General features: G+C 70.4%; 19 protein-coding genes. 8 read left to right on the top strand and 11 right to left on the bottom strand.

The features are described from left to right. Positions 1 to 108: 108 nt before the first annotated feature. Entirely contained in the window at positions 109 to 1,005 is an 897-nt protein-coding gene (locus tag QTI51_RS29390) for a DMT family transporter (RefSeq protein ID WP_116910811.1), read from the top strand. Between the two features lie 38 nt (positions 1,006 to 1,043). Here the strand turns inward: QTI51_RS29390 and QTI51_RS29385 are convergent, their stop codons facing one another. After that, positions 1,044 to 2,111, bottom strand: a complete 1,068-nt coding sequence (locus QTI51_RS29385; protein WP_286516890.1) for a molybdopterin-binding protein — start codon at positions 2,109 to 2,111, stop codon at positions 1,044 to 1,046. 245 nt (positions 2,112 to 2,356) lie between these two features. Here QTI51_RS29385 and msrB point away from each other — a divergent pair, with 245 nt between their 5' ends. After that, positions 2,357 to 2,878 (top strand): peptide-methionine (R)-S-oxide reductase MsrB, encoded by a 522-nt coding sequence (msrB, locus tag QTI51_RS29380; RefSeq protein ID WP_286516891.1) that lies wholly within the window; start codon positions 2,357 to 2,359, stop codon positions 2,876 to 2,878. On the opposite strand, the gene QTI51_RS29375 is transcribed toward msrB, so the two are convergent. Further along, a complete protein-coding gene (locus tag QTI51_RS29375) occupies positions 2,875 to 3,870 on the bottom strand; it encodes an AraC family transcriptional regulator (RefSeq protein ID WP_286516892.1) in 996 nt (331 codons plus the stop codon). The genes msrB and QTI51_RS29375 overlap by 4 nt on opposite strands. Positions 3,871 to 3,982: 112 nt before the next feature. Here QTI51_RS29375 and tehA point away from each other — a divergent pair, with 112 nt between their 5' ends. The 6 genes from tehA to QTI51_RS29345 all read left to right on the top strand — a co-directional run bounded on the left by tehA (position 3,983) and on the right by QTI51_RS29345 (position 10,160). Then, a complete protein-coding gene (tehA, locus tag QTI51_RS29370; RefSeq protein ID WP_286516893.1) occupies positions 3,983 to 4,948 on the top strand; it encodes a dicarboxylate transporter/tellurite-resistance protein TehA in 966 nt (321 codons plus the stop codon). Positions 4,949 to 5,021: 73 nt separating this feature from the next. Next, positions 5,022 to 5,942 (top strand): cysteine synthase A, encoded by a 921-nt coding sequence (gene cysK, locus QTI51_RS29365; RefSeq protein ID WP_286516894.1) that lies wholly within the window; start codon positions 5,022 to 5,024, stop codon positions 5,940 to 5,942. Positions 5,943 to 6,043: 101 nt separating this feature from the next. Next, positions 6,044 to 7,723, top strand: a complete 1,680-nt coding sequence (locus QTI51_RS29360) for an NAD(P)/FAD-dependent oxidoreductase (RefSeq protein WP_286516895.1) — start codon at positions 6,044 to 6,046, stop codon at positions 7,721 to 7,723. 8 nt (positions 7,724 to 7,731) lie between these two features. Next, positions 7,732 to 8,298 (top strand): VUT family protein, encoded by a 567-nt coding sequence (locus QTI51_RS29355; RefSeq protein WP_503011553.1) that lies wholly within the window; start codon positions 7,732 to 7,734, stop codon positions 8,296 to 8,298. Positions 8,299 to 8,322: 24 nt separating this feature from the next. Then, positions 8,323 to 8,946, top strand: a complete 624-nt coding sequence (locus QTI51_RS29350; protein ID WP_286516896.1) for a flavin reductase family protein — start codon at positions 8,323 to 8,325, stop codon at positions 8,944 to 8,946. Positions 8,947 to 9,011: 65 nt separating this feature from the next. After that, positions 9,012 to 10,160, top strand: a complete 1,149-nt coding sequence (locus QTI51_RS29345; protein ID WP_286516898.1) for a ProQ/FinO family protein — start codon at positions 9,012 to 9,014, stop codon at positions 10,158 to 10,160. A gap of 81 nt (positions 10,161 to 10,241) precedes the next feature. Here the strand turns inward: QTI51_RS29345 and htpX are convergent, their stop codons facing one another. The 9 genes from htpX to QTI51_RS29300 all read right to left on the bottom strand — a co-directional run bounded on the left by htpX (position 10,242) and on the right by QTI51_RS29300 (position 20,927). Next, entirely contained in the window at positions 10,242 to 11,117 is an 876-nt protein-coding gene (gene htpX, locus QTI51_RS29340; RefSeq protein ID WP_116910623.1) for a protease HtpX, read from the bottom strand. Positions 11,118 to 11,323: 206 nt separating this feature from the next. Further along, a complete protein-coding gene (locus tag QTI51_RS29335; protein ID WP_286516899.1) occupies positions 11,324 to 13,699 on the bottom strand; it encodes an IgaA/UmoB family intracellular growth attenuator in 2,376 nt (791 codons plus the stop codon). Positions 13,700 to 13,878: 179 nt separating this feature from the next. Next, on the bottom strand, positions 13,879 to 14,646 hold the full coding sequence (locus tag QTI51_RS29330; RefSeq protein WP_286516900.1) for a DUF3025 domain-containing protein: 768 nt from the start codon (positions 14,644 to 14,646) through the stop codon (positions 13,879 to 13,881). Next, positions 14,643 to 15,536, bottom strand: coding sequence for an NYN domain-containing protein (locus QTI51_RS29325; RefSeq protein ID WP_286516901.1), 894 nt, complete (start codon positions 15,534 to 15,536; stop codon positions 14,643 to 14,645). The genes QTI51_RS29330 and QTI51_RS29325 overlap by 4 nt, the downstream gene beginning before the upstream one ends. Then, the gene (gene pyrC / locus QTI51_RS29320; RefSeq protein ID WP_286516902.1) at positions 15,533 to 16,564 is read right to left on the bottom strand and encodes a dihydroorotase; all 1,032 of its coding nucleotides are present in this window, start codon (positions 16,562 to 16,564) and stop codon (positions 15,533 to 15,535) included. Before pyrC ends, QTI51_RS29325 begins: the two co-directional genes overlap by 4 nt. Before the next feature lie 79 nt (positions 16,565 to 16,643). Continuing rightward, on the bottom strand, positions 16,644 to 17,390 hold the full coding sequence (locus QTI51_RS29315) for a peptidoglycan-binding protein (RefSeq protein ID WP_286516903.1): 747 nt from the start codon (positions 17,388 to 17,390) through the stop codon (positions 16,644 to 16,646). 177 nt (positions 17,391 to 17,567) lie between these two features. Continuing rightward, entirely contained in the window at positions 17,568 to 18,128 is a 561-nt protein-coding gene (locus tag QTI51_RS29310; RefSeq protein WP_286516904.1) for a hypothetical protein, read from the bottom strand. 20 nt (positions 18,129 to 18,148) lie between these two features. Then, positions 18,149 to 19,642 carry a UdgX family uracil-DNA binding protein gene (locus QTI51_RS29305; RefSeq protein WP_286516905.1) on the bottom strand — a complete coding sequence of 498 codons (1,494 nt, stop codon included), beginning with the start codon at positions 19,640 to 19,642 and terminating at the stop codon, positions 18,149 to 18,151. A gap of 22 nt (positions 19,643 to 19,664) precedes the next feature. Next, entirely contained in the window at positions 19,665 to 20,927 is a 1,263-nt protein-coding gene (locus QTI51_RS29300) for a putative DNA modification/repair radical SAM protein (RefSeq protein WP_286516906.1), read from the bottom strand. Positions 20,928 to 21,082: the final 155 nt, after the last annotated feature.

The following is a 21,082-nucleotide window of genomic DNA, read 5'->3' as shown; positions in this document are numbered from 1 at the left end:
CTCCGGTTGAAAGCGTCCGGATCGCCGGACGATATGTCCTGATTCAGCTATATGCCACAGGACAGACGCACCGATGATAGCCACGTACCCCGAAGAAAGCTCCCCGTCATGTGGCCCTACGCCTTCCCCCTGCTCGCCATCGTCATCTGGTCGGGCAACACCGTCGTCAGCAAGATGGCCGCCGGCGCCATCGCGCCCGCCGAGATCAGCTTCTACCGCTGGCTGCTGGCCGCCCTGCTCTTCACGCCCCTGGCATTGCGCCCGGTGCTGCGCAACTGGAGCGCGATTCGCCCGCAGCTGGGCCGCATTGCCGTGCTCGGGCTGCTGGGCATGGTGGTCTACCAGAGCCTGGCCTACTACGCGGCCTACCTCACCACGGCCACGCACATGGGCATCATCGGCTCGCTCACGCCCATGATGGTGCTGGCGCTGTCGATCGCGCTGCTGGGCCAGCGGCTCACGGCCGGCGCGGTGGCGGGCTCGCTGGTGTCGATCGCGGGCGTGGCGGTGGTGGTGTCCTCGGGCGACCTGGGCACGCTGCTGAAGACCGGCGCCAACCTGGGCGACGGCCTGATGCTGCTGGCCATGCTGGCCTACGCCGTCTACGTGATCCTGCTCAAGCGCTGGGGCATGAAGAACGTGCCCGCGCTGCAGCTGCTGTACCTGCAGATCGTGTGCGCCGTGATCGTGCTGCTGCCGCTGTACCTGCTCTCGCCGAAAACGGGCCTCTCGGCGGCCAACCTGCCGCTGGTCGGCTTCGCCGGGCTGGGCGCCTCGATGGTCGCGCCGCTGTTGTGGATGCACACGGTGGCGCACATCGGCCCGAGCCGCGCGAGCATGTTCTTCAACCTGATTCCGCTGTTCACCGCGCTGATCGCCGCCGCGGTCATCGGCGAATCGCTGGCGGCGTACCACGCGGTCGGCGGGGTGCTGACGGTGGCCGGCGTGCTGCTGGCGGAGCTGTGGAAGGCGCCGCTGCGGCGCCGGCGCGCCGTGCCGGCATGAACGGCGTGAACGGCTGAGCGGCCTGACCGGCGTGATGCTCAGGGGCTGATCGTCGAGAACACCTCGATGGCGATCACGTTCGACACCGAGCGCCCCTGCTTCACCTCGCCCGGCACCACCAGCCGCGCGAAGCCGGTGGTGGTGAGGTCGACGCCGTTCATCTGGTAGGCGACCATCGCCGCCTTGCCGCCGAAGCCGGGGTCGATCTCGCCCAGCGACAGCACGGCCCGGTAGCCGTCGCTGCCGGTCACCACGGCGTACATGCCGAGCGTGGCGTTCTTGGGCGTGGTGGGCAGGCCCAGGCCGTTCAGCAGCGACCACAGGCTGACGCCGCTGTACACGTTGCCGCCCACCGTCACATCGGGCGACGCCGTGAGGCCCTTCAGGTCCGCCGCCGTGAAACTCTTCGCGGTGCCCACCTTGCCGGACACGGCGAACGAGGCCGACACGCCGCCGCCCACGCCCGCGGCGGTCGCGGGCGCGGCGGCCACGTCGAGCCGCACCAGGTTCGACACGTAGCGCCCGCCCTTCACGTCGCCCGGCGCCGTCACGCGGAACGGGCCGTCCGCGGTGCCCAGCGGCGCCGAGGCGCCGCCGGTGGTCTCCGCGTAGGCGACCACGCTCGGCTTGTTGCCGAAGTCGGGGCTGAGCTCGCCGAGCGCGAACACCACCTTGTAGCCGTCGGCACCCGTGGCCAGCAGGTAGCGGCCGAGCACGTCGTTCTTGCGCGCGGCATCGAGCTGCAGGCCGGCGTCGCTCAGCAGCGGCCACAGGCCGGCACCGGTGTAGGTGTGCACCTGGGCGCCGCTGCCGCTGGAGAAATTGACGGTCTGCGTAATGGGCGTGCGTGCCGCGAGATCGGCCTCGGTGAGCGCGGCCGGCCGGTCGATGGCGCCGTCGAGCTGGACAGATGGCGCCGGGGGCGCGGGGGGTGGCGGCGGCGGCGGCGGAGGCGGTGGCGGTGGCGGCGGGGGCGGGGGCGGCGGTGAAGCCGGCACCGGCGCAGACGCCGGCACCAGCGGAATGAACACCGCGCCGTTGTCGCTTCCGCCCCCGCCGCATCCGGCGAGCACGAGCGCGGCCACGCCGCAAGCAAGACCTTTCAAGCCTCTGGACCCATCCATATCCAAGTCTCCATCCTCGATGTATTCAATTCGACACAGCGGCATGCGTTCTCGCAGTGCTTTTCCGCTTCTGTAACCCGCCGCCCGTCCGGCCCGAATTAGCAGAAGCAACGCTGTCGCGGATTTGCCCGACCGCCCTCTCGCGGCCGACCGGCGAATGTACATCGTTGTATCCAGCAAAACATATCGAAAACGATATTCCGCCCACCACCGACCGAAGGCCTGTCATGACCCCGAAAACTGGACGCCGCTTTGCCATTGCCGCCGGAACCTCGACCCTGGGGCTGGCCATTGCCCAATCGCTGGGGCTGCTCGGCTGGAGTTCCCGGCCGGCGCAGGCCGCGGAGAACGAGACCTTCGCGGTCACCCACACCGAGGCCGAATGGCGCAAGCTGCTCGACGCCAACCAGTTCGACGTGCTGCGCCGGGAAGGCACCGAGCGGCCCTACACCAGCCCGTTGAACGACGAGCACCGCAGCGGGCGCTTCGCGTGCGCAGGCTGCGCGCTGGAGCTCTTCACCTCGGCCACCAAGTTCGACAGCCACACCGGCTGGCCCAGCTTCTGGAAGCCGATGGACAACGCCGTCGGCGAGCACACCGACCGTTCCTTCGGCATGGCGCGCACGGAGGTGCATTGCAGCCGTTGCGGCGGCCACCTGGGCCATGTGTTCGACGACGGCCCCAAGCCCACCGGGCTGCGCTACTGCATGAACGGCGTGGCGATGAAGTTCACGCCGGGCGCGGCCTAGCTTTCCTGCGCGGGGGCCGCAGCGCCCGCAGTGCTTGCCGCATTTGAAGAAGCGCGGCGGAAGCGCCCCGGCGTCACGCCCGCATGGCGCGTGAACGCGCGGTTGAACGCGGCCTCCGAGCGGTAGCCGACCGCCTCGCCGACGGAAGCGGTGTCCTGCCCGCCCTGCGCCAGCATCCGCGACGCGAGCTCCATGCGCAGCGTGGTCAGCAACGCCAGCGGCGCGGTGCCCGTGCGCCGCGCGAACTCGCGCGCGAAGGTGGCGCGCGACATATGGCAGCGCTCGGCCAGGGAGGCCACGGTCCACGCCTGGCCGGGGTGCGCGAGCATGGCCTCCAGCCCGGCGGCCAGCCGCGGGCTGGCCATCAGCCCGAGCACGCCCGCGAGCGCCGGCCGCGTCTCGAGGTGCGCGCGCACCGCCAGCGTGAACAGCGTGCCCGACAGCTCCGCCACGATGGCCTGCGCGCCCGGGCGCTGCTGCTCGATCTCGTGCGCCATGAGCCGCACCAGCGCCTCCAGCCACGGCGATTCGGGGCGACCGGCGAACGGCACCACCAGCGGTTCGGGCAATGCCTCGCGCAAGGCGCTGCGCCGCTGGCCAGGAAACTCGAACTCGCCGCACAGGATGTCGGTGTCGGCCTTCGCGGGTTGGCGCAGGTTGGTCTTGAGGTCGACCAGCGCGCCGCGCCGCAGCCGGACCGCGGGCTGGCCTTCCTGTACTTCCCCTGCGTGCAGTTCGGCATCGCGCCCGACGGAACGCAGCACATGCGCCGAGCCCCTCGGCAGGATCACCAGGTTGCCCTCTTCGAGCGGCACCAGCGTGCGGCTCGCCGGCAGCCACAGTTCGCAGCGCCCGCGCAGCACGATGTGAAAGGGTGCGCGCCACGGGCCGATGGGCGCGTGCGGCGCCGCCCAGTCCTGCCCGAACAGGCAGCGCAGGTCCATGCGGCCGCGCGGGGCGAGCCAGCCGACGAGTTCGCTCAAGGGGTCCATGGCACGAAAGCTCCAGGTGAGACGATGAAGCAATTTTCAGCTTCGATACAGCATTCAAAATACCACCGCGCAAGCCTACAGTGCATTCACCGACTTCCACGAGGTGAACCGAATGACTTCCGCACGCGCTCCCATCCCGGTGTCTTTTTTCGGCATTGCCGTCGGCTTGCTGGCGCTCGGCAACGCCTGGCGCGTGGCCACGCCGCTGTGGCACCTGCCGCCGGACATTGCCGTTGCCGTCACCTGGACCGGCCTTGCCGCATGGCTCGCGTTGCTGGCGCTGTACGCCCGCAAGTGGCTGCGCCATGCGGTCGATGCGCGCGCCGAAATGAACCACCCGGTGCAGTCGTCGTTCGCCGCGCTGGGGCCGGTGGCCAGCATGCTCGCGGCGATGGCGCTGCTGCCGTACGCGCCGCACCTGGCGCTGGCGGTGTTCGTGGCGTCCGTCGCCGCGCAGCTCGCGCTCGGGCTGTGGCTCTACGGGCGCCTGTGGCAGGGCGGGCGCAAGCCCGAGCTGGTCACGCCCGCGCTCTACCTGCCCGCGGTGGCGCAGAACTTCGTCGCCGGCACGGCGGCCGCCACCTTCGGCTGGCCGCACCTGGGCGTGCTGTTCTTCGGCGCGGGGCTGTTCCTGTGGCTCGCGATCGAATCGCTGGTGCTCGGCCGCGCGGCCGTGCAGGAGCCCTTGCCCGAGGCGCTGCGCCCGGTGCTCGGCATCCAGCTGGCGCCGCCGGTGGTCGGCGGCGTGGCGTACATGAGCATCAACGGCGGCGCGCCCGACCTGTTCGCGCAGATCCTGCTGGGCTACGGCCTGTACCAGGCGCTGCTGCTCCTGCGCCTGCTGCCGTGGGTTGCGAGGCAGCCATTCACGGCCTCGTACTGGGCCTTCAGCTTCGGCGTGGCGGCGCTCCCCACGCTGGCGATGCGGCTGCTGGCCAGCGGCGCCGCGGGGCCGGTCGAATGGCTCGCGCCGGTGCTGTTCGTGGCCGCCAACGTCTTCATCGGCCTGCTGGTGCTCAAGACGCTGGCGCTGGCGGGGCGCGGCAGCCTGTTGCCGGCCGCAACACCCTTGCGCTGAAAGCGTCGCGGGCTGGTCTCACAATGCGCGCTGTCCGTCTGACACAACGCATCGACACAAGGAGATTGCACCCATGAAGGCCCAGAACATCCTCCAGACCATCGGCAACACGCCGCACATCCGCATCAACCGGCTGTTCGGCAATGCGAAGCAGCAGGTGTGGATCAAGTCCGAGCGCGCCAACCCCGGCGGCTCCATCAAGGACCGCATCGCGCTGTCGATGGTGGAAGACGCCGAGAAGAGCGGCGCGCTGAAGCCCGGCGGCACCATCGTGGAGCCCACCTCGGGCAACACCGGCATCGGCCTGGCGATGGTGGCGGCGGTGAAGGGCTACAAGCTGATCCTGGTGATGCCCGACAGCATGTCCATCGAACGCCGCCGCCTCATGCTGGCCTACGGCGCCACCTTCGACCTGACGCCGCGCGCCAACGGCATGAAGGGCTCCATCGCCCGCGCCGAGGAAATCGTGGCCGGCACGCCCGGCGCGTGGATGCCGCAGCAGTTCAACAACCCCGCCAACGTCGAGGTGCACGTGCGCACCACGGCCGAGGAGATCGCGGCCGACTTCCCCGACGGCATCGACGTGCTCATCACCGGCGTGGGCACGGGCGGCCACATCACCGGCGTGGCGCGGGTGCTGAAGAAGAAGTGGCCCAGGCTGCAGGTGTTCGCGGTGGAGCCGGTGGCCTCGCCCGTGATCTCCGGCGGCGCGCCGGCACCGCACCCCATCCAGGGCATTGGCGCGGGCTTCATTCCGAAGAACCTCGACACCTCGCTGCTCGACGGCGTGCTGCAGGTCGATGCCGAGCCGGCGCGCGAAATGGCGCGCCGCTGCGCGCAGGAAGAAGGCATGCTGGTGGGCATCTCTTCGGGCGCCACGCTCGCGGCCATCGCGCAGAAGCTCCCTTCGCTGGCACCCGACGCGGTGGTGCTGGGCTTCAACTACGACACCGGCGAGCGCTATCTTTCGGTCGAAGGCTTCCTGCCGGCCTGACAGCCCGTTACAGGGGCTTCCCACAGCTATCGCTTTCATAGCGCCTTCGGCGCTTAAAATGCCCGGCCTGCTTGATAACCACAAGCCCTACGCCGCTCCCCATGCTGAGAATCTCCGAACTCAAACTCCCGCTCGACCACGCGCCCGACGCGCTGGCCGCACTGATCGCCAGGACGCTCGGCGTCCCGCCCGAAGCGATCGCCTCCCACACCGTCTACAAGCGCAGCTTCGACGCGCGCAAGGTCGACCTGCTCACGGTCTACATCTGCGACGTGGCGCTGGCCGATGCAACGCTGGAGGCCGCCCTGCTCGCGAAGCACGCCGGCCACCCGCACATCCAGAACGCGCCCGACATGCGCTACACGCCGCCCGCCGATGCGCCCGAGGGCACGGCGCGGCCGGTGGTCATCGGCTTCGGCCCGTGCGGCATCTTCGCGGCGCTGATGCTCGCGAAGATGGGCTTCAGGCCCATCGTGCTCGAACGCGGCAAGACCGTGCGCCAGCGCACCCGCGACACCTGGGGCCTGTGGCGCAAGAGCACGCTCAACCCCGAGTCGAACGTGCAGTTCGGCGAAGGCGGCGCCGGCACCTTCTCGGACGGCAAGCTGTACAGCCAGATCAAGGACCCGCGCTTCCTCGGCCGCAAGGTGATGGAAGAGTTCGTCAAGGCCGGCGCGCCACCTGAAATTTTGTACGTCGCACATCCGCACATCGGCACCTTCAAGCTGGTGAAGGTCGTGGAGAACATCCGCGAGCAGATCGTGGCGCTGGGCGGCGAGATTCGCTTCGAGCAGCGCGTGACCGACGTGCACATCGAAGACGGCCCCAACGGCAAGCATTTGCGCGGCCTCACGGTGCTCGACCAGGCCACGGGCCGCAGCAGCGAGCTGCGCGCCGACCACGTGGTGATGGCGCTGGGCCACAGCTCGCGCGACACCTTCGAAATGCTGCATGCGCGCGGCGTGCACATCGAGGCCAAGCCCTTCTCCATCGGCTTTCGCGTCGAGCACCCACAGGGCCTCATCGACCGCGCGCGCTGGGGCCGCCATGCGGGCCACCCGCTGCTGGGCGCGGCCGACTACAAGCTGGTGCACCACGCGAGCAATGGCCGCTCGGTGTACAGCTTCTGCATGTGTCCCGGCGGCACCGTGGTCGCGGCCACCAGCGAGCCGGGCCGCGTGGTCACCAACGGCATGAGCCAGTACTCGCGCAACGAGCGCAACGCCAACGCGGGCATCGTGGTGGGCATCGACCCGAAGGACTTCCCGGGCTGGGCCGCCGATGCACCGGGCGACGCCCTGGCCGGCATCGCCTTGCAGCGCGAACTCGAAAGCAACGCCTACGTGCTCGGCGGCAGCAACTACCATGCGCCCGGCCAGCTGGTGGGCGACTTCGTGGCGGGCAAGCCTTCCACCGCGCTCGGCAGCGTGACCCCGTCGTACAAGCCCGGCGTGACGCCGACCGACCTGCACCAGGCGCTGCCGGCCTACGCCATCGAGGCCATGCGCGAGGCCTTTCCCGCCTTCGGCCGCAAGATCAAGGGCTTCGACACGCACGACGCGGTGCTCACCGGCGTGGAAACGCGCACGTCTTCGCCGATCCGCATCACGCGCGGCGACGACTTCCAGAGCCTCAACGTGCGCGGGCTGTACCCGGCCGGCGAAGGCGCCAGCTACGCGGGCGGCATCCTGTCGGCCGGCGTGGACGGCATCAAGGTGGCAGAGGCCGTGGCGCACGCGGTGCTGGCCGCGTCCGAACGCGAACGCACCGCGAGCATCTGATGCCGGCCATGCACGCCCTGCGCTTCGAGCGCCCCACGCTCGGCCATTTCATCGCCGCCACGCTGGCCATGGCCGCGGTGGTGCTGGCCTCCAACATCCTGGTGCAGTTCGCGCTCAACGACTGGCTCACCTGGGGCGCCTTCACCTACCCGGTGGCCTACCTGGTGAGTGACCTGGTCAACCGGCGCTTCGGCCCCGGCATGGCGCGGCGCGTGGCGTGGGTGGGCTTTGCGGTGGCCGTGGGCGTGTCGCTGCTGCTGGCGCCGGCACGCATCGCGGCGGCCTCGGGGCTGGCCTTCATCGCCTCGCAGCTGCTCGACATCGGCGTGTTCGACCGGCTGCGCCGCGGCCTCTGGTGGCGCGCGCCGCTGGTCGCCACGGTGATTGCCGCGGTGCTCGACAGCATCGTGTTCTGGGGCATCGCCTTCGCGGGCACCGAGGGCCCGTGGCTCACCTGGGCGCTGGGCGACCTCGCGGTGAAGCTGGCCGTGGGCGTGCTGATGCTGCTGCCGTTCCGGCTGCTGATCGGGCGGCAAGCCGCCCGATCGGCCCACCCTTCGGCCCTCGGCCACTGAGCCCCAGAGCCCCGGAGAACAACGATGGCGAACACCGACTTTCACTTCTACGAACCCGCCCACGGCCACGGCCTGCCGCATGACCCGTTCAACGCGATGGTCGGGCCGCGCCCCATCGGCTGGATCTCGTCGCAGGACGCGAACGGCGTGCTCAACCTGGCGCCGTACAGCTTCTTCAACGCCTTCAACTACACGCCGCCCATCGTCGGCTTCGCGAGCATCGGCGCCAAGGACAGCCTGCACAACATCCGCCAGACGCGCGAGTTCGGCTGGAACCTGGCGACCCGGCCGCTGGCCGAGCAGATGAACCGCTCGTGCGCGGCCGTGCCGCCCGAGGTGAACGAGTTCGAGCTGGCGGGGCTCACCACCGCCGCCTCGAAGACCATCGCGGTGCCGCGCGTGGCCGAGAGCCCCGTGTCCTTCGAATGCAGGCTCACGCAGATCGTGCAGCTCGAGGGCGTCAACGGCGTGCCCGTGCCCACCTGGCTGGTGCTGGGCGAAGTGGTGGGCGTGCACATTGCCCGCCACCTGCTGAAAGACGGCATCTACGACACCGCCGCGGCGCAGCCGATATTGCGTGGCGGCGGCCCTGCAGACTATTTCGAAGTCAGCCCCGACAATCTCTTCAAGATGTTCCGGCCGCGCTGAAGGCGCGCCACCGGACTTCATTTCTTTCCTCCTTCATTCATCGCGCCCCTTGCCGCGCCCCCCGCATGACCGACGCTTCCACCGCCACCCCGAAGACGAACGCGCGCCCGCCCCGGCGCCAGCAACTGGACATGGCCGATCAGCTGAAGCAGCTGCAGGCCGGCCCCGATGCCGGCACGGGCGCGACCGCCGACGCGGGCGCTCCCGCGCAGCAGGCGCGTGAACCCCGTGAACCCCGTGAACCCCGCGAATCGCGCGGACCTCGCCCGCCCCGCCAGAACAACCAGGGCGGCGGCAACCAGCGCCCGCAACGGCAGCAACAGCCGCGCCGGCAGGGTGAAGGCCAGCCGCAGGGCCAGCAACGCCAGGCTCAAGGCCAAGGCCAGGGCCGCGATCAGGCCCAGGCGCAACCCCAGCGCACGCCGCGCAAGGTCAGCCCGGCGCTCGAGCGCCTGTTCGAGCTGTACCCGCAGCTGTTCGGCGCGCGCTTCCTGCCGCTGAAGCTCGGCGTGTACGAGGAATTGCTCGCGCGCCATCCCGAAGACTTCAAGGCCGAAGACCTGAAGATCGCCATGGGCCAGCACGCGCGCTCCACGCGCTACTTGGAAGCCGTGGCCGCCGGCCTGGCGCGCCACGACCTCGACGGCAACGCGCTCGACCCGGTCGCGCCCGAGCATGTGCACCACGCCATCCTGGAGCTGCACCGCCGCCGCCTGCAGCGCGCCAACGGCGAAGACCTGCGCCCGCAACTGGTCGCGCGCATCGCCAAGGCCGTCGAGGCCTCCGGCCTGGACCGCGAAGCCTATGCGGTGCTGGTGCGTTCGCGCGACGAGAACAACAACGCCGTGGTCGACGAAGCCCTGGCCGAACTCGCCCAGCAGGCCGCCAAGCGCGAAGCGCTGCTGCGCGCCTTCGAGGCCAGCGGCCGCAGCGAGCAGGAGTTCGCCGACATGTACGGCATGAAGCACGGCGACGTGACGCGCACGCTGCAACGCGCGCGCAAGGACCGCGAGGCGCCGGCGCCTGCATCGACACCTGCACCGGAAGCCGACGCAACGCCTGCCGAGACGCAGGCCGTTGAAGCGACCGATGCAACCGAAGCGCAGGCAGCACCCGAGCAAGCGCCCACGGCAGCCGCCGAAACGCCTGCATCGCCCGAAGCAGCGGCAACGCCCGAAGCAGCAACAACGCCCGACACTCCCGCCGCGAACTGAGCACGCCGCAAACGAAAAAAGCCGCCACAGCGATGTGGCGGCTTTTTTCATGGCGCCGCGGAACCGCCGCGGCCTGCCGTGTCAGCGTTGCGCGTTCTGCAGCGCCGCGATGCGTTCCTCGATGGGCGGGTGGGTCGCGAACAGCTGGCCCATCTTGCCCGTGATGCCCATGGCCTCCACCGCCTTCGGCAGCTCGCCGGCCGGCAGGCCGCCCAGGCGCGCCAGCGCATTGATCATCGGCTGCTTCTGGCCCATGAGCGCGGCGGCGCCGGCGTCGGCGCGGAACTCGCGGTGGCGCGAGAACCAGGCCACCACCATCGCGGCGGCGAAGCCGAGCACGATGTCCAGCACGATGGTGCTCACGTAGTAGCCGATGCCCGGGCCCGACGAGCGGTCGTCGCCGCGGCGCAGGAAGCTGTCGACCGCATAGCCGATCACGCGCGACAGGAACACCACGAAGGTGTTCATCACGCCCTGGATGAGCGTCATGGTCACCATGTCGCCGTTGGCGATGTGGGCCACCTCGTGGCCGATGACGGCCTCGACCTCTTCGCGCGTCATGTTCTGCAGCAGCCCGGTGGACACCGCCACCAGCGACGAATTCTTGAACGCGCCGGTCGCGAAGGCGTTGGGCTCGCCCTCGAAGATGCCGACCTCGGGCATGCCGATGCCGGCCTTGTCGGCGAACTTGCGCACGGTGCCGACGATCCAGGCCTCGTCGGGCGTCTGGGGGTTGTCGATCATGTGCAGGCCGCTGGTCCACTTGGCCATCGGCTTGCTGATGAGCAGCGAGATGATCGCGCCGCCGAAGCCCATCACCAGCGCGAAGCCGAGCAGCGCGCCCAGGTTCAGCCCGTTGGCCGTCAGGAAGCGGTTGACGCCCAGCAGGCTGGCGACCACGCCCAGCACGGCGACCACCATCACGTTGGTCAGGACGAACAGAAGGATACGTTTCAAGTTGAATTCTCCGTGGGGAAACCTGCCACCCAGATGAGGGTCCCGGGGCCCTCTTCAAGCCATGCGCGGCATGCAGGCCCTGGGTGTCGTTGTGCGTTTCGGGGGCTCCGGCCAGCCGCAGATGGCTGCCGCTGGCGCAACCATGATAGGAGCAAAAGTCGCGGCGCCCGGGTATTCCCCGTGTCCGCAAAGGCCTGTCGGACGACTTAGAAAAGCCCCGTCGCGCCCGGCGCCGGCCGGCTCGCGATGTCGGCGTGCAGCCGGTTGCGGCGGCGCAGGCTCTGCGAGAGACGCAACGCGAACAGCACGCCGTTGGCCAGCACCAGCGCCAGCGCGAACACCCACCACAGCGTGTGCGCGGCGGCGGACGCGGCCTGCGTGGCGTCGCGGTTCGGGTCGATGTGCAGGCGCACGGCGCCGGTGTCGTCGGTGTCCCGCAGCGTCACCAGCCCCGCCAGCGCGAAGGGCTTCACACCTTCGGGCGCGGCGTTGCGCTGCAGGCGGGCCCAGCGGCCCGGCAACGACCTGTCGCCTGCGCCTTCGTCGTTGCTGTCGGCCTCTGCCGCCGCGTCGGCTTCGGCCGATGCGGCATCAACGTCGGTGGCCACCGCGGTGTCTTCATCGCCAGCCCGGCGCGGCGCCACGCCGATCGCCGAAGTGGACACCAGCACCACGCCGCCCGTTGCCGCCACGATGGCCGGGCGCGTCGCCTCGACCTTCGCGGCGATCCGCGCGTCGACCGCCTGCCGCACCGCGTCCCGCAGCCTGGCGAGCTGGCTGCGCGTGAGCACCAGGTCGGCGTTTTCCTTGTCGGGCGCCGCGCTCGCGGCCAGCACCGGCCAGGTGCGCACCGGGGTGTCGGCGCCGTCCTTGGCCACGGTCGCCTCCACCGCGTCCACGATGGCCTGCTGCAGGTGGCGGCAGGCGGCCGGCGGCAGCCCTTCGCTGTCCTTGCAGGCCGCGTCCACCAGGGCCACGGTGCGGTCGAAGCCGCGCACGACCATCGGCACGCTCTCGCGCGCGCGGTAGGCGGCCAGCGGGTCGGCCGCCTGGCCCATCTGCATGCGCAGCATCGCGATCAGGCTGGCGGCAATGCCGTTTTCCGACGCGCGAACCAGGTCGGGGTCCCCGAGCGCCACGATGCTCTGCGGCACCTTCAGCTCGGGCACCACGGGCGCCTGGCCGTTCCAGCGCATCCGGGTGCAGTCGACCACGGGCACCGTGTGGTTGTCATCGCTGTGGCCGTTCATGTCGATTTCGCAGCGGCCTTCGCCCTTCACGCTCACCAGGCTGCCCCACTTCGGCGGCTGGCCGGCCAGTTGTTCGGCGCTGGTGTAGGCCGGGCCCTCGTCGTGGAAGACCGTTTGCGCGACCAGCGCCAGGTCGGCGCGCAGGTCGCCCACGGGGTCGTTGCGCCCGTCGAGCAGCGACAGCGCCAACGCGGCCAGCGCGAGCAGCCCGACGAGCAGATGCAGCAGGTGCCGCCCCCAGTACACCGGCCTGAAGCGCCGCCATTCGTCGGCCACCGACCACTTGTCGCCGAAGCTCACCGCGCTGCAGTCGTCGGCGCGCAGCTCGGCCTCGATCACCACGCCATACGGCGTCGAGCGCGCATGTGCCCAATGCGGCGGCAGCTGCAGGCTGAGCTTGTCGCCGATGAACAGGCCCACGCGCTTGATCGACACGTTGTCGACGTTGACCGCCGCGATCTCGTTGAGCATGCCGCGCACGCGGTTGACCTGTTGCGGATGGCGCTCCGCCGCCGACATCGAAGGCCTGCGCACGAAGAGCCATGCGGCCCACAAGCCCGCGAGCAGACCGGCGCCCAGCAGGTACGGCTGCGCACCGCGCGTCGCGCTCCAGGTCGCGAGCCAGAGCAGCGCGAACGCCAGCAGCCACAGCAGCGCCGACACCCAGCCGCTGCCGCGCCCCACGCGGCTCGCGACTTCCTCGGGCGTTTCCGCGCGCTGGTTCAGGATGTAGACCTCGCCGCCGCGGTAGCGCGCTTCGGGGTCGGCCGGCACCGGCGCGGCGGCGTCCGGTGCGAGCGTTGCGGCATGCGACGCGCTGAGCGATGCAGCCTGCGGCGCGACATCGTCCAGCCCGGGCAGCGCGCCGACCTCGCCGCGCTTCCATTGCGCGTCCTGTGCCTGCTGGCGCTGCGCGCGCAGGCGGCCTTCGAGCAGGTCGAAGCCGTTCACGCGAATCACCACCGCGCACTTCTTGCTCAGCACCACCAGCGCTTCGTTGTGCGCCTCGACGTAAGACAGGGCGTCGTACGGCAGCAGCACGTCGACCTCGCCGATGGTGTCGTGCTCGGTGGACGAGCCCTGCGTCTGCAGGCCGTGGCGCAGGAAGGCGCCGCCGAGTTCGCGCACCTCGTCCTCGATGGTGATGCCCTGCCCCATCAGGAAGGGTTGCAGCGCGGACTTCTCCTCGTCGGTGATGCGCCGCAGCACGGGCCGCGCGCGAAAGTCCTTCAGCGCGCTCTTGTTGCCGGAGCGGCGCGTGGCGTAGACGATGAAGCTGTAGATCGCATACAGGATGAGCCCGACCTTGAGCAGGATGATGACGGTGTCCATGTTGTTGTGTGTTCCCCTCTGAAAATGAAATGCCCGCACCGCACTTGTCGCGCGCCTTACATGCGCTGCGCGATTTGCTTGTGGTGCGGACGGTGCGCCGGGCCCTCCCGAGCCCCCTTTTTTTCCAACGCGCTTTCAACGCGCCTCCAACGCGTTGCCAGCGTGTCGCTGGTGTGCAGCTAGCGCGCCGACGCTCCGGCCAGGGGCCGGAAGACCTGCGTGTCGGCGTAGAAAGATGCGGCTTCATTCTCGGCGCACCAGCCGGGCACGCCGAGCACCGGAAGCGGTACGAAAGGCTTCGTTTCAAGGCTTTTCGCATCGAAACTTGCGGCGATTGCCGCGTCGTCGAAGCCGGTCGGTCCGTGCAGGCCTTGTCGACCTGGCACGCACAGCACATGCGCGGTGATGGGCTTGCGCGGCGTCACGAGTTTCTCGAGCAGCGCATGGCCGAAGAGCAGCAGGCGCGCTTCGTTCCACAGGCCGCGCCGCGTAACGAACAGCGTGTGCCAGTCGCGCGCGACCAGGGCTTGCCAGAGCGCGGGCGGTGCGTGGAGCAGCGCGCCGTTCTCGTCGAACAGCGTGAGCGCATCGCGCAGCGGGCCGCGCACCGTGCTGACGCCCGCGCGCGCGATCTCGCCCGCCTGCAGCTCATTGAGCCGACGCTTGGCCTGTGGAAACGCGAGCCACACGAGGCCGTTGAACAGGTCGTGCAGGTTGTCGCGCGTGGGAACGCTGCGGGTCTGGAAGATGTGCGCCTCGTAGGCCCGGCCCGCGGGCAGCGCGTGCTGCGCGACGAAGTCGGGCATGCCCGGCATGCCTGAAGAAAGCCGGGCGCGTTGCAGCGCCGGGGCCACCGAGCCATGCAGCGCTGCCTGCGCCACCGCTTCGCCGGGGGTGCGATAAGGCGCGAGCCAGGGCTGCGCCCAGTCGACCGCCGGCAGGGTCAAGACGCGGAGGCGCCCGTCCAGCGGATGCGGTCGGGATGCTGCATGACCACGAACTCCGCCGTGAGCTTGTCGAACAGCTTGAGCGAACTGCCGTGCTTGCCGAGCAGGCCGGCGGCGCGCAGCGCCTGGGCCACGTCGTTGAGCTGCACGTCCTTGCCGCTGCGCAGGGCGGGCACGGCTGCGAGGATGAACTCGGCCGCCTCGGAGGTGGGGGGCGTCTTGGGTGCCTGCGGCTGTGCCGGCTGGGAAGATTTGGCGGCCTTCGTCGTCTTGCGCGCCGCCGTCTTGGTCGCTGCCTTGCGCGCGGCCGGTGCGGGGGCGGGTGCAACGTCCGCCGACGACGACTCGGCGGCTGCCCTGCTTGCGCTCGTCGCGCTCGTCGCACGCGTGGCCCGTGCCTTCTTCGCGGGTGCCGTCTTGGCCGCGGCCTTCTTCGCCGTCGCGGTGCGCGCCGCCGGCTTCACGCCGTGGTGCTCCAGGTCGATGAACGCGTCGTAGATGCCGACCGTTTCCTCGCCCGTCTTGCCTTGCTGGCCGATGCCGCACACGCGGCAGCCCTTCTCGCGCAGCCGGATCACCAGCGGCGCGAAGTCGGAGTCGGAAGACACCAGCACCACCACGTCGGGCCGCTCGTCGATCACGAGGTCGATGGCATCCACGGCCAGCGCGATGTCGGTGCTGTTCTTGCCGGTCGACAGGTTCACCATCGGGCGCACCGACAGGCGCTTGAACATCGCCTGCCGGTTCACCGCCATCTCGGCGTTGCAGTAGGCGCGGCGCACGTGGATGGCGCCGTACTCGTCCATCGTGCGCTGCACGGCCTGCTCGATCACATCGGCCGAGACGTTGTCGGCGTCGATCAGCAGCATCACGCGCGGCGTGGGGGTCATGCGAGTTTCCAGTTCAGGGTTTCGCCGCCGCGCAAAGGCTTGAGCGTGGCATCGCCGTAAGGCACGGTCTCTGGCACGGTCCAGCTTTCGCGCTTCAGCGTCACGGTGTCCGTGTGGCGCGGCAGCTGGTAGAAGTCGGGGCCGTGGAAGCTGGCGAAGCCTTGGAGCTTGTCGAGCGCGTTGACGCTGTCGAAGGCCTCGGCGTACAGCTCGATGGCGGTGAGCGCGGTGTAGCAGCCGGCGCAGCCCAGCGCGTGTTCCTTCAGGTGCGCCGGGTGCGGCGCGCTGTCGGTGCCCAGGAAGAACCGGTCGCTGCCGCTGGTGGCGGCCTCCACCAGCGCCACGCGGTGCGTCTCGCGCTTGAGCACGGGCAGGCAGTAGTAGTGCGGGCGAATGCCGCCGGTGAAGATCGCGTTGCGGTTGTACAGCAGGTGGTGCGCGGTGATGGTGGCGGCCGTGAAGCGGTCGGCGTCGCGCACGTAGTGGGCGCCTTCCTTGGTGGTCAGGTGCTCGAACACCACCTTCAGCTCGGGGAAGTCGCGGCGCAGCGGAATCATCACGCGGTCGACGAACACGGCCTCGCGGTCGAACAGGTCGATGGCGGGGTCGGTCACCTCGCCGTGCACCAGCAGCAGCAGGCCGTGCTTCTGCATGGCCTCCAGCGTCTTGTAGGTCTTGCGGATGTCGGTCACGCCGGCATCGCTGTTGGTGGTGGCGCCGGCCGGGTAGAGCTTGAGCGCGCGCACGCCGGCCTCGGCCGCCAGCGCTATTTCCTCGGGCGGCAACTTGTCGGTGAGGTACAGCGACATCACCGGCTCGAAGGCCACGCCTTCGGGCACGGCGGCAAGGATGCGCTCGCGGTAGGCCAGCGCCTGCGCGGCGGTGGTCACGGGGGGACGCAGGTTGGGCATGATCAGCGCGCGGCCGAACTGGCGGGCGCTGTGGGGAACGACGGCTTCGAGGGCGGCGCCATCGCGCACGTGCAGGTGCCAGTCGTCGGGGCGGGTGATCGTGAGGGTGTCTGTCATGGCGGGGGCGATTGTCGCATCGGCCTTTTCGCCAGGCTCGGCATCCTCACGAGCTCACGAGCTCACGAGCACGCGAACGCTACCGCAGGAACACCCGGCAGGTGCGCGCGCCCGCGGCCTGCACCCACTTGTAGAAGTTGACCGAGCTGCGCGCGCCCTTGTTCGGCGGCCACGGATCGAAGACGCGCAGCGTGGTGCCGCGCCCGCTCGGGTCGGCGTCGCCGCGAATGCCCGCGAGCACCACCGTGTGGCCCGGCCGGCCGGCGCCCTGCGCGTAGGCCTTGGGGTTCCACAGCATCTCGAGCATGACCGGGCCGTCCTGCAGCGCGGCGCGCAGCGACTTGAGCGACCAGGGCGACGGCGCGCGCACCGTCAGGCCGTGGGCCTGCGCGAAGTGGCGACCTTGGCGGCCGCCATCCCCACCGTCGGCGCCTTCCACATGGCTGTCGACAAAAGGCTGCAGCGCGCCGTCGGTGGCCAGCACCTCGCCCGGCGTGCGCGCCAGCACCGCCGGCACGGTCGAGCGGGTCATCATCGCGACGCCGGCGGCCCAGCACAGCGCGGGTTCGGGCGACGGAATCAGCGCCACGGGGTGCAGCACCGGCGCCTCGCGCTCGCCGTCGAAGGCCACGTTCTGCGTGCAGGGGCCGGCCTCGCCGTCTTCCACCAGCCAGTGCTGGGCCTGCAGCCGCAGCACGGCGGCGCGGGTGCGCGGGCCGTAGTCGCCGTCGGTGACCAGCGCGGGGCCGGGCGACAGCTTGCGGTTCAGCGCCTCCTGCAAGCGGCGGACGTCGGCTCCTCGCCAACCCTGTTTCAGCGTGTTCATCGGCGTGGGTTCTCCTGGCGCTCGAAATCACGAACCCTGGAATCGCGGACTCTGGAATGCGAGCGTCTGCATTGTCAAAAATGGCCCCAGGCGCGTCTATTCGCCGGATGGCGTAGCCAATGGGACCGGTCTGCATGCAGGTACGCACGCGCGGCGCAAACGGTTTCGCGCCGCCGCTCAGCCAGCGCTCGACCACAACTCCGGGTGCGCCTTCGGGCTCAGGCAGTTGCGCCCTTCCTGCGGCGGATCGATGCAGGCGTCCGCCAGCGGCCGCAGCAGTTCCTCGACGGCACGGGCCTGCTCGACGGTGCGAGCCGTCACTTCGTAGGGCGCGTCGTCGTCGGACATCGACAGCTCGAGCCGGCCGGCGAGCCCCCACACGAAAACCGATGCCCCGGCGATGCGCACCTGTCGCGGCTGCGTGATCGGTGGATGAAAGCCCGCGATCGCGGGAATGAAGCGCGCGAACTCCGTGCCCGAGTAGCGCACGCCGACTTGCGGCACGGGGTTGTCGGCAGGCAAGCGTTCCAGCGGAATTCCGAGCTGGGCGAACAGGTCGCACAGGTGCTGCTCCGACGCCACGGCGAGGGCCACGCGCAGGCAGTCGCCGTCGTTGGCATGGCCACCGAAGGCACGGCAAAAGCGGAAGAACGCCAGGCTGCGCGCCCAGTGCCTCAGTTCTTCGCGGGAATGCCGCTCGTACAGGTACGCCTCCCAGCGGGCGTGTTCGGTGCTCATCGGCTTGTGGAACCCATCGCTCATGCCGCCATTGCAACAGAAGCCGACGGCGAGCCGGGCGCTTCGCGCGCGCGGGCCAGGTCGGCGCGCCAGCGCTCGTAGGCCTCGGCGCGCTCGCCGTCGGGCAGCCGCAGCAACGCCGACGGATGCAAGGTGACGAACACGGGCAGGCCGTCCGCGCGCTCGTGCACCCACGCGCCGCGCTCGGCCTGCACCGCCACCGGCCGGCCCAGCAAGGCGCGCGCGGCGGTCGCGCCCAGCGCCACCAGCGCCTGCGGCCGCACCAGCGAGATCTCGCTGTCGAGCCAGTGCGCGCAGGCCTCGGCTTCGCGCTGCGCCGCGGTCTTGTGGATGCGCCGCTTGCCGCGCAGCTCGTACTTGAAATGCTTCACCGCGTTGGCCAGGTACACGCTGTCGCGCGCCCAGCCCAGCTGCGCCATGGCGCGGTCGAGCAGCTGGCCCGCCGGGCCGACGAAGGGGCGGCCGGCCAGGTCTTCCTGGTCGCCGGGCTGCTCGCCCACGAGCATGTGCCGTGCGCCCACCGGGCCTTCGCCGCACACGGCCTGCGTGGCCAGCGCGCCAATGGGGCAGCCGCGGCAGGCATGCGCGGCCATGCGCAGTTCGTCGAGGGTGGCCGGCGCCGCGCCGCTTGCCGGCAGCAGGTGCAGCGGCATGGGCGCGCGGATGCGCCGCGTGGGCGTGGCCGGCGCGTCGATCATCGACTGGCTGCGCGCCCCGGCCGCCTCGGCCAGCGGCTGGATCAGCGCGGCCTCGGGCAGGTTGTGCCAGTAGCGCTGCGGCATCTCGCGCCGCATCATCGCGAGCTTCAGGCGCGCGGGGTTGAAGATGTGCTCGTAGTACGTGAGCCACAGCTGCTCGCCCGCGTCCGGCGGCGGCTTCTCGCGGCGGTTCGCGCCCTCGCGGAACGACAGCGCCTGGCCGTCCCATTCCACGCAGCGCTCGGGCGTGAGGATGGCCCAGCGCATCTGCGCGAAGCGGCGTGCGAAGAAGGGGGCGTTGGCCTCGACGATGCGGTGGTCGGGCTCGAACCAGGCCACGTGGCGCTCGCCCACCTCGGCGTCGGCCACGCGGGTGAAGCGCACGAAGGCGCGCATCTTGTGGATGTCGCGGTGCACGGCCTTGGCCATCAGCTGCGCCTGCATCATGTCGGCGTCCAGCGGGTCGTGCCGCAGCGCCGGCTCGTGCGCCAGGCGCCAGAGCAGCCGGTACAACAGCGCGAGGCGTTGCGGGGCGCGGTACAGTATCACGTCGGCGCACAGCGCGACGAAAGACGCGGGCACCGGATGCCGCGCGGCGCTCGGCATGGAAGGCGGGGGCGCCAGCTCGAACGCATCGGCCTCGCCCGGTGCACCGCCGAACAGGTCGCCCGACGCCTCGCACGCAGGCCCCTCGCTCCACTCGACATGGTCCGGCGGCACGCCGCTCGCCAGCAGCTGGCGCGCATGGCGGCGGAAGGCATCGAGATCGACCGGGTTGTCGAGCCGCACATGCATGGCCGTTCCTTCGCGCGCTTCGTCAGAACAGCGCCGCTTGCGCCGGCTGGGCCGGTTGTGCCGTGGGCGCGGACAACGCCATCGCCCCCGCCGCCGGCCGGTGCCCGTCGGCCACCACGAAGGGCAGCACCTTGCGCGAGGGCACGTGCAGGCGGCGCAGGTCGTCGGCGCGCACGCGTCGCACGCGCCGCGCCTGCAGCAGCCGCTCGACCGCCTTCACGCCCAGCCCCGGCACGCGCAGCAGCATCTCGCGCGGCGCATGGTTCAGGTCGACCGGAAAGCGCTCGGCGTGCGCGAGCGCCCAGGCCAGCTTGGGGTCGACGTCGAGCCGCAGCAGGCCGTCGGGCGCGGCCACGATCTCCTGGTGCTCGAAGCCGTAGAAACGCATCAGCCAGTCGGCCTGGTACAGCCGGTGCTCGCGCATCAGCGGCGGCGCCACCAGCGGCAGCGCGCGCGCCGCGTCGGGAATGGGGCTGAAGGCCGAGTAGTACACGCGCTTCAACTTGTAGGCGCCGTACAGCGTGGCGCTGGACGCGAGGATGTGCCGGTCGTCGGTGGCGTCGGCGCCCACGATCATCTGCGTGCTCTGCCCCGCCGGCGCGAAGGGCGGCGGCTTGGCGGCGGTGGGCGCGGCGCCCGGCAGCGCGCGAATGGGCACCACGCGGCGCGCCTCTTCGCGCGTGTCGTCGATGCGCAGGCGCAGCCGCGCCATGGAGCGGCGGATGGCGCTTTCGTTCTTCTCGGGCGCCAGGGCCTGCAGGCCTTCGGTGGTGGGCATCTCGACGTTGATGCTGAGCCGGTCGGCATAGCGCCCGGCGCGCGCCAGCAGCTCGTCGCTGGCGTCGGGAATGGTCTTCAGGTGGATGTAGCCGCGAAAGTCGTGCTCCTCGCGCAACTGGCGGGCCACCTCCACCACCTGTTCCATGGTGTGGTCGGGCGACTTGATGATGCCGCTGGACAGGAACAGCCCCTCGATGCAGTTGCGCCGGTAGAAGTCGAGCGTGAGCTGCACCACCTCTTCCACCCGGAAGCGCGCGCGCGGCACGTTGCTCGATGCGCGGTTCACGCAGTACAGGCAGTCGTACTGGCAGTGGTTGGTCAGCAGCACCTTCAGCAGCGAGATGCAGCGGCCGTCGGGCGCGTAGCTGTGGCAGATGCCCGCGCCCTCGGTGGAACCGATGCCGCGCCCGCCCACCGAGTCGCGCGGCTGCGAGCCGCTCGACGCGCAGGAGGCGTCGTACTTGGCGGCGTCGGCCAGGATGGCGAGTTTGCGCTGGAGGTCCACGGGAGCCTTGGAAGAGAAAATACTGTATGAATATACAGCTTTAAACTGCCACCGTCTCGCGAAAACGGCTTCAGGCAAGCGCTATCTGGCAGCGATTTGTAAGCGCGCCACCGCGCGTTGCGCCCCCTGGCAACCTTGGCTACCCTCGCTGGCAG

The organism is Variovorax sp. J22G73 (genome assembly GCF_030317035.1).
Classification (GTDB): Bacteria; Pseudomonadota; Gammaproteobacteria; order Burkholderiales; family Burkholderiaceae_C; genus Variovorax.
This window is presented reverse-complemented; position numbering and strand designations above follow the sequence as displayed.

Coding starts and splice junctions, on each gene's coding strand:
- QTI51_RS29345 (WP_286516898.1), top strand. CDS start 9,012: ATGACCGACGCTTCCACCGCCACCCCGAAGACGAACGCGCGCCCGCCC.
- QTI51_RS29325 (WP_286516901.1), bottom strand. CDS start 15,536: ATGACCCCCACGCCGCGCGTGATGCTGCTGATCGACGCCGACAACGTC.
- QTI51_RS29335 (WP_286516899.1), bottom strand. CDS start 13,699: ATGGACACCGTCATCATCCTGCTCAAGGTCGGGCTCATCCTGTATGCG.
- pyrC (WP_286516902.1), bottom strand. CDS start 16,564: ATGACAGACACCCTCACGATCACCCGCCCCGACGACTGGCACCTGCAC.
- QTI51_RS29350 (WP_286516896.1), top strand. CDS start 8,323: ATGGCGAACACCGACTTTCACTTCTACGAACCCGCCCACGGCCACGGC.
- QTI51_RS29375 (WP_286516892.1), bottom strand. CDS start 3,870: ATGGACCCCTTGAGCGAACTCGTCGGCTGGCTCGCCCCGCGCGGCCGC.
- tehA (WP_286516893.1), top strand. CDS start 3,983: ATGACTTCCGCACGCGCTCCCATCCCGGTGTCTTTTTTCGGCATTGCC.
- cysK (WP_286516894.1), top strand. CDS start 5,022: ATGAAGGCCCAGAACATCCTCCAGACCATCGGCAACACGCCGCACATC.
- msrB (WP_286516891.1), top strand. CDS start 2,357: ATGACCCCGAAAACTGGACGCCGCTTTGCCATTGCCGCCGGAACCTCG.
- QTI51_RS29310 (WP_286516904.1), bottom strand. CDS start 18,128: ATGAGCACCGAACACGCCCGCTGGGAGGCGTACCTGTACGAGCGGCAT.
- QTI51_RS29390 (WP_116910811.1), top strand. CDS start 109: ATGTGGCCCTACGCCTTCCCCCTGCTCGCCATCGTCATCTGGTCGGGC.
- QTI51_RS29315 (WP_286516903.1), bottom strand. CDS start 17,390: ATGAACACGCTGAAACAGGGTTGGCGAGGAGCCGACGTCCGCCGCTTG.
- QTI51_RS29360 (WP_286516895.1), top strand. CDS start 6,044: ATGCTGAGAATCTCCGAACTCAAACTCCCGCTCGACCACGCGCCCGAC.
- QTI51_RS29305 (WP_286516905.1), bottom strand. CDS start 19,642: ATGCATGTGCGGCTCGACAACCCGGTCGATCTCGATGCCTTCCGCCGC.
- QTI51_RS29355 (WP_503011553.1), top strand. CDS start 7,732: ATGCACGCCCTGCGCTTCGAGCGCCCCACGCTCGGCCATTTCATCGCC.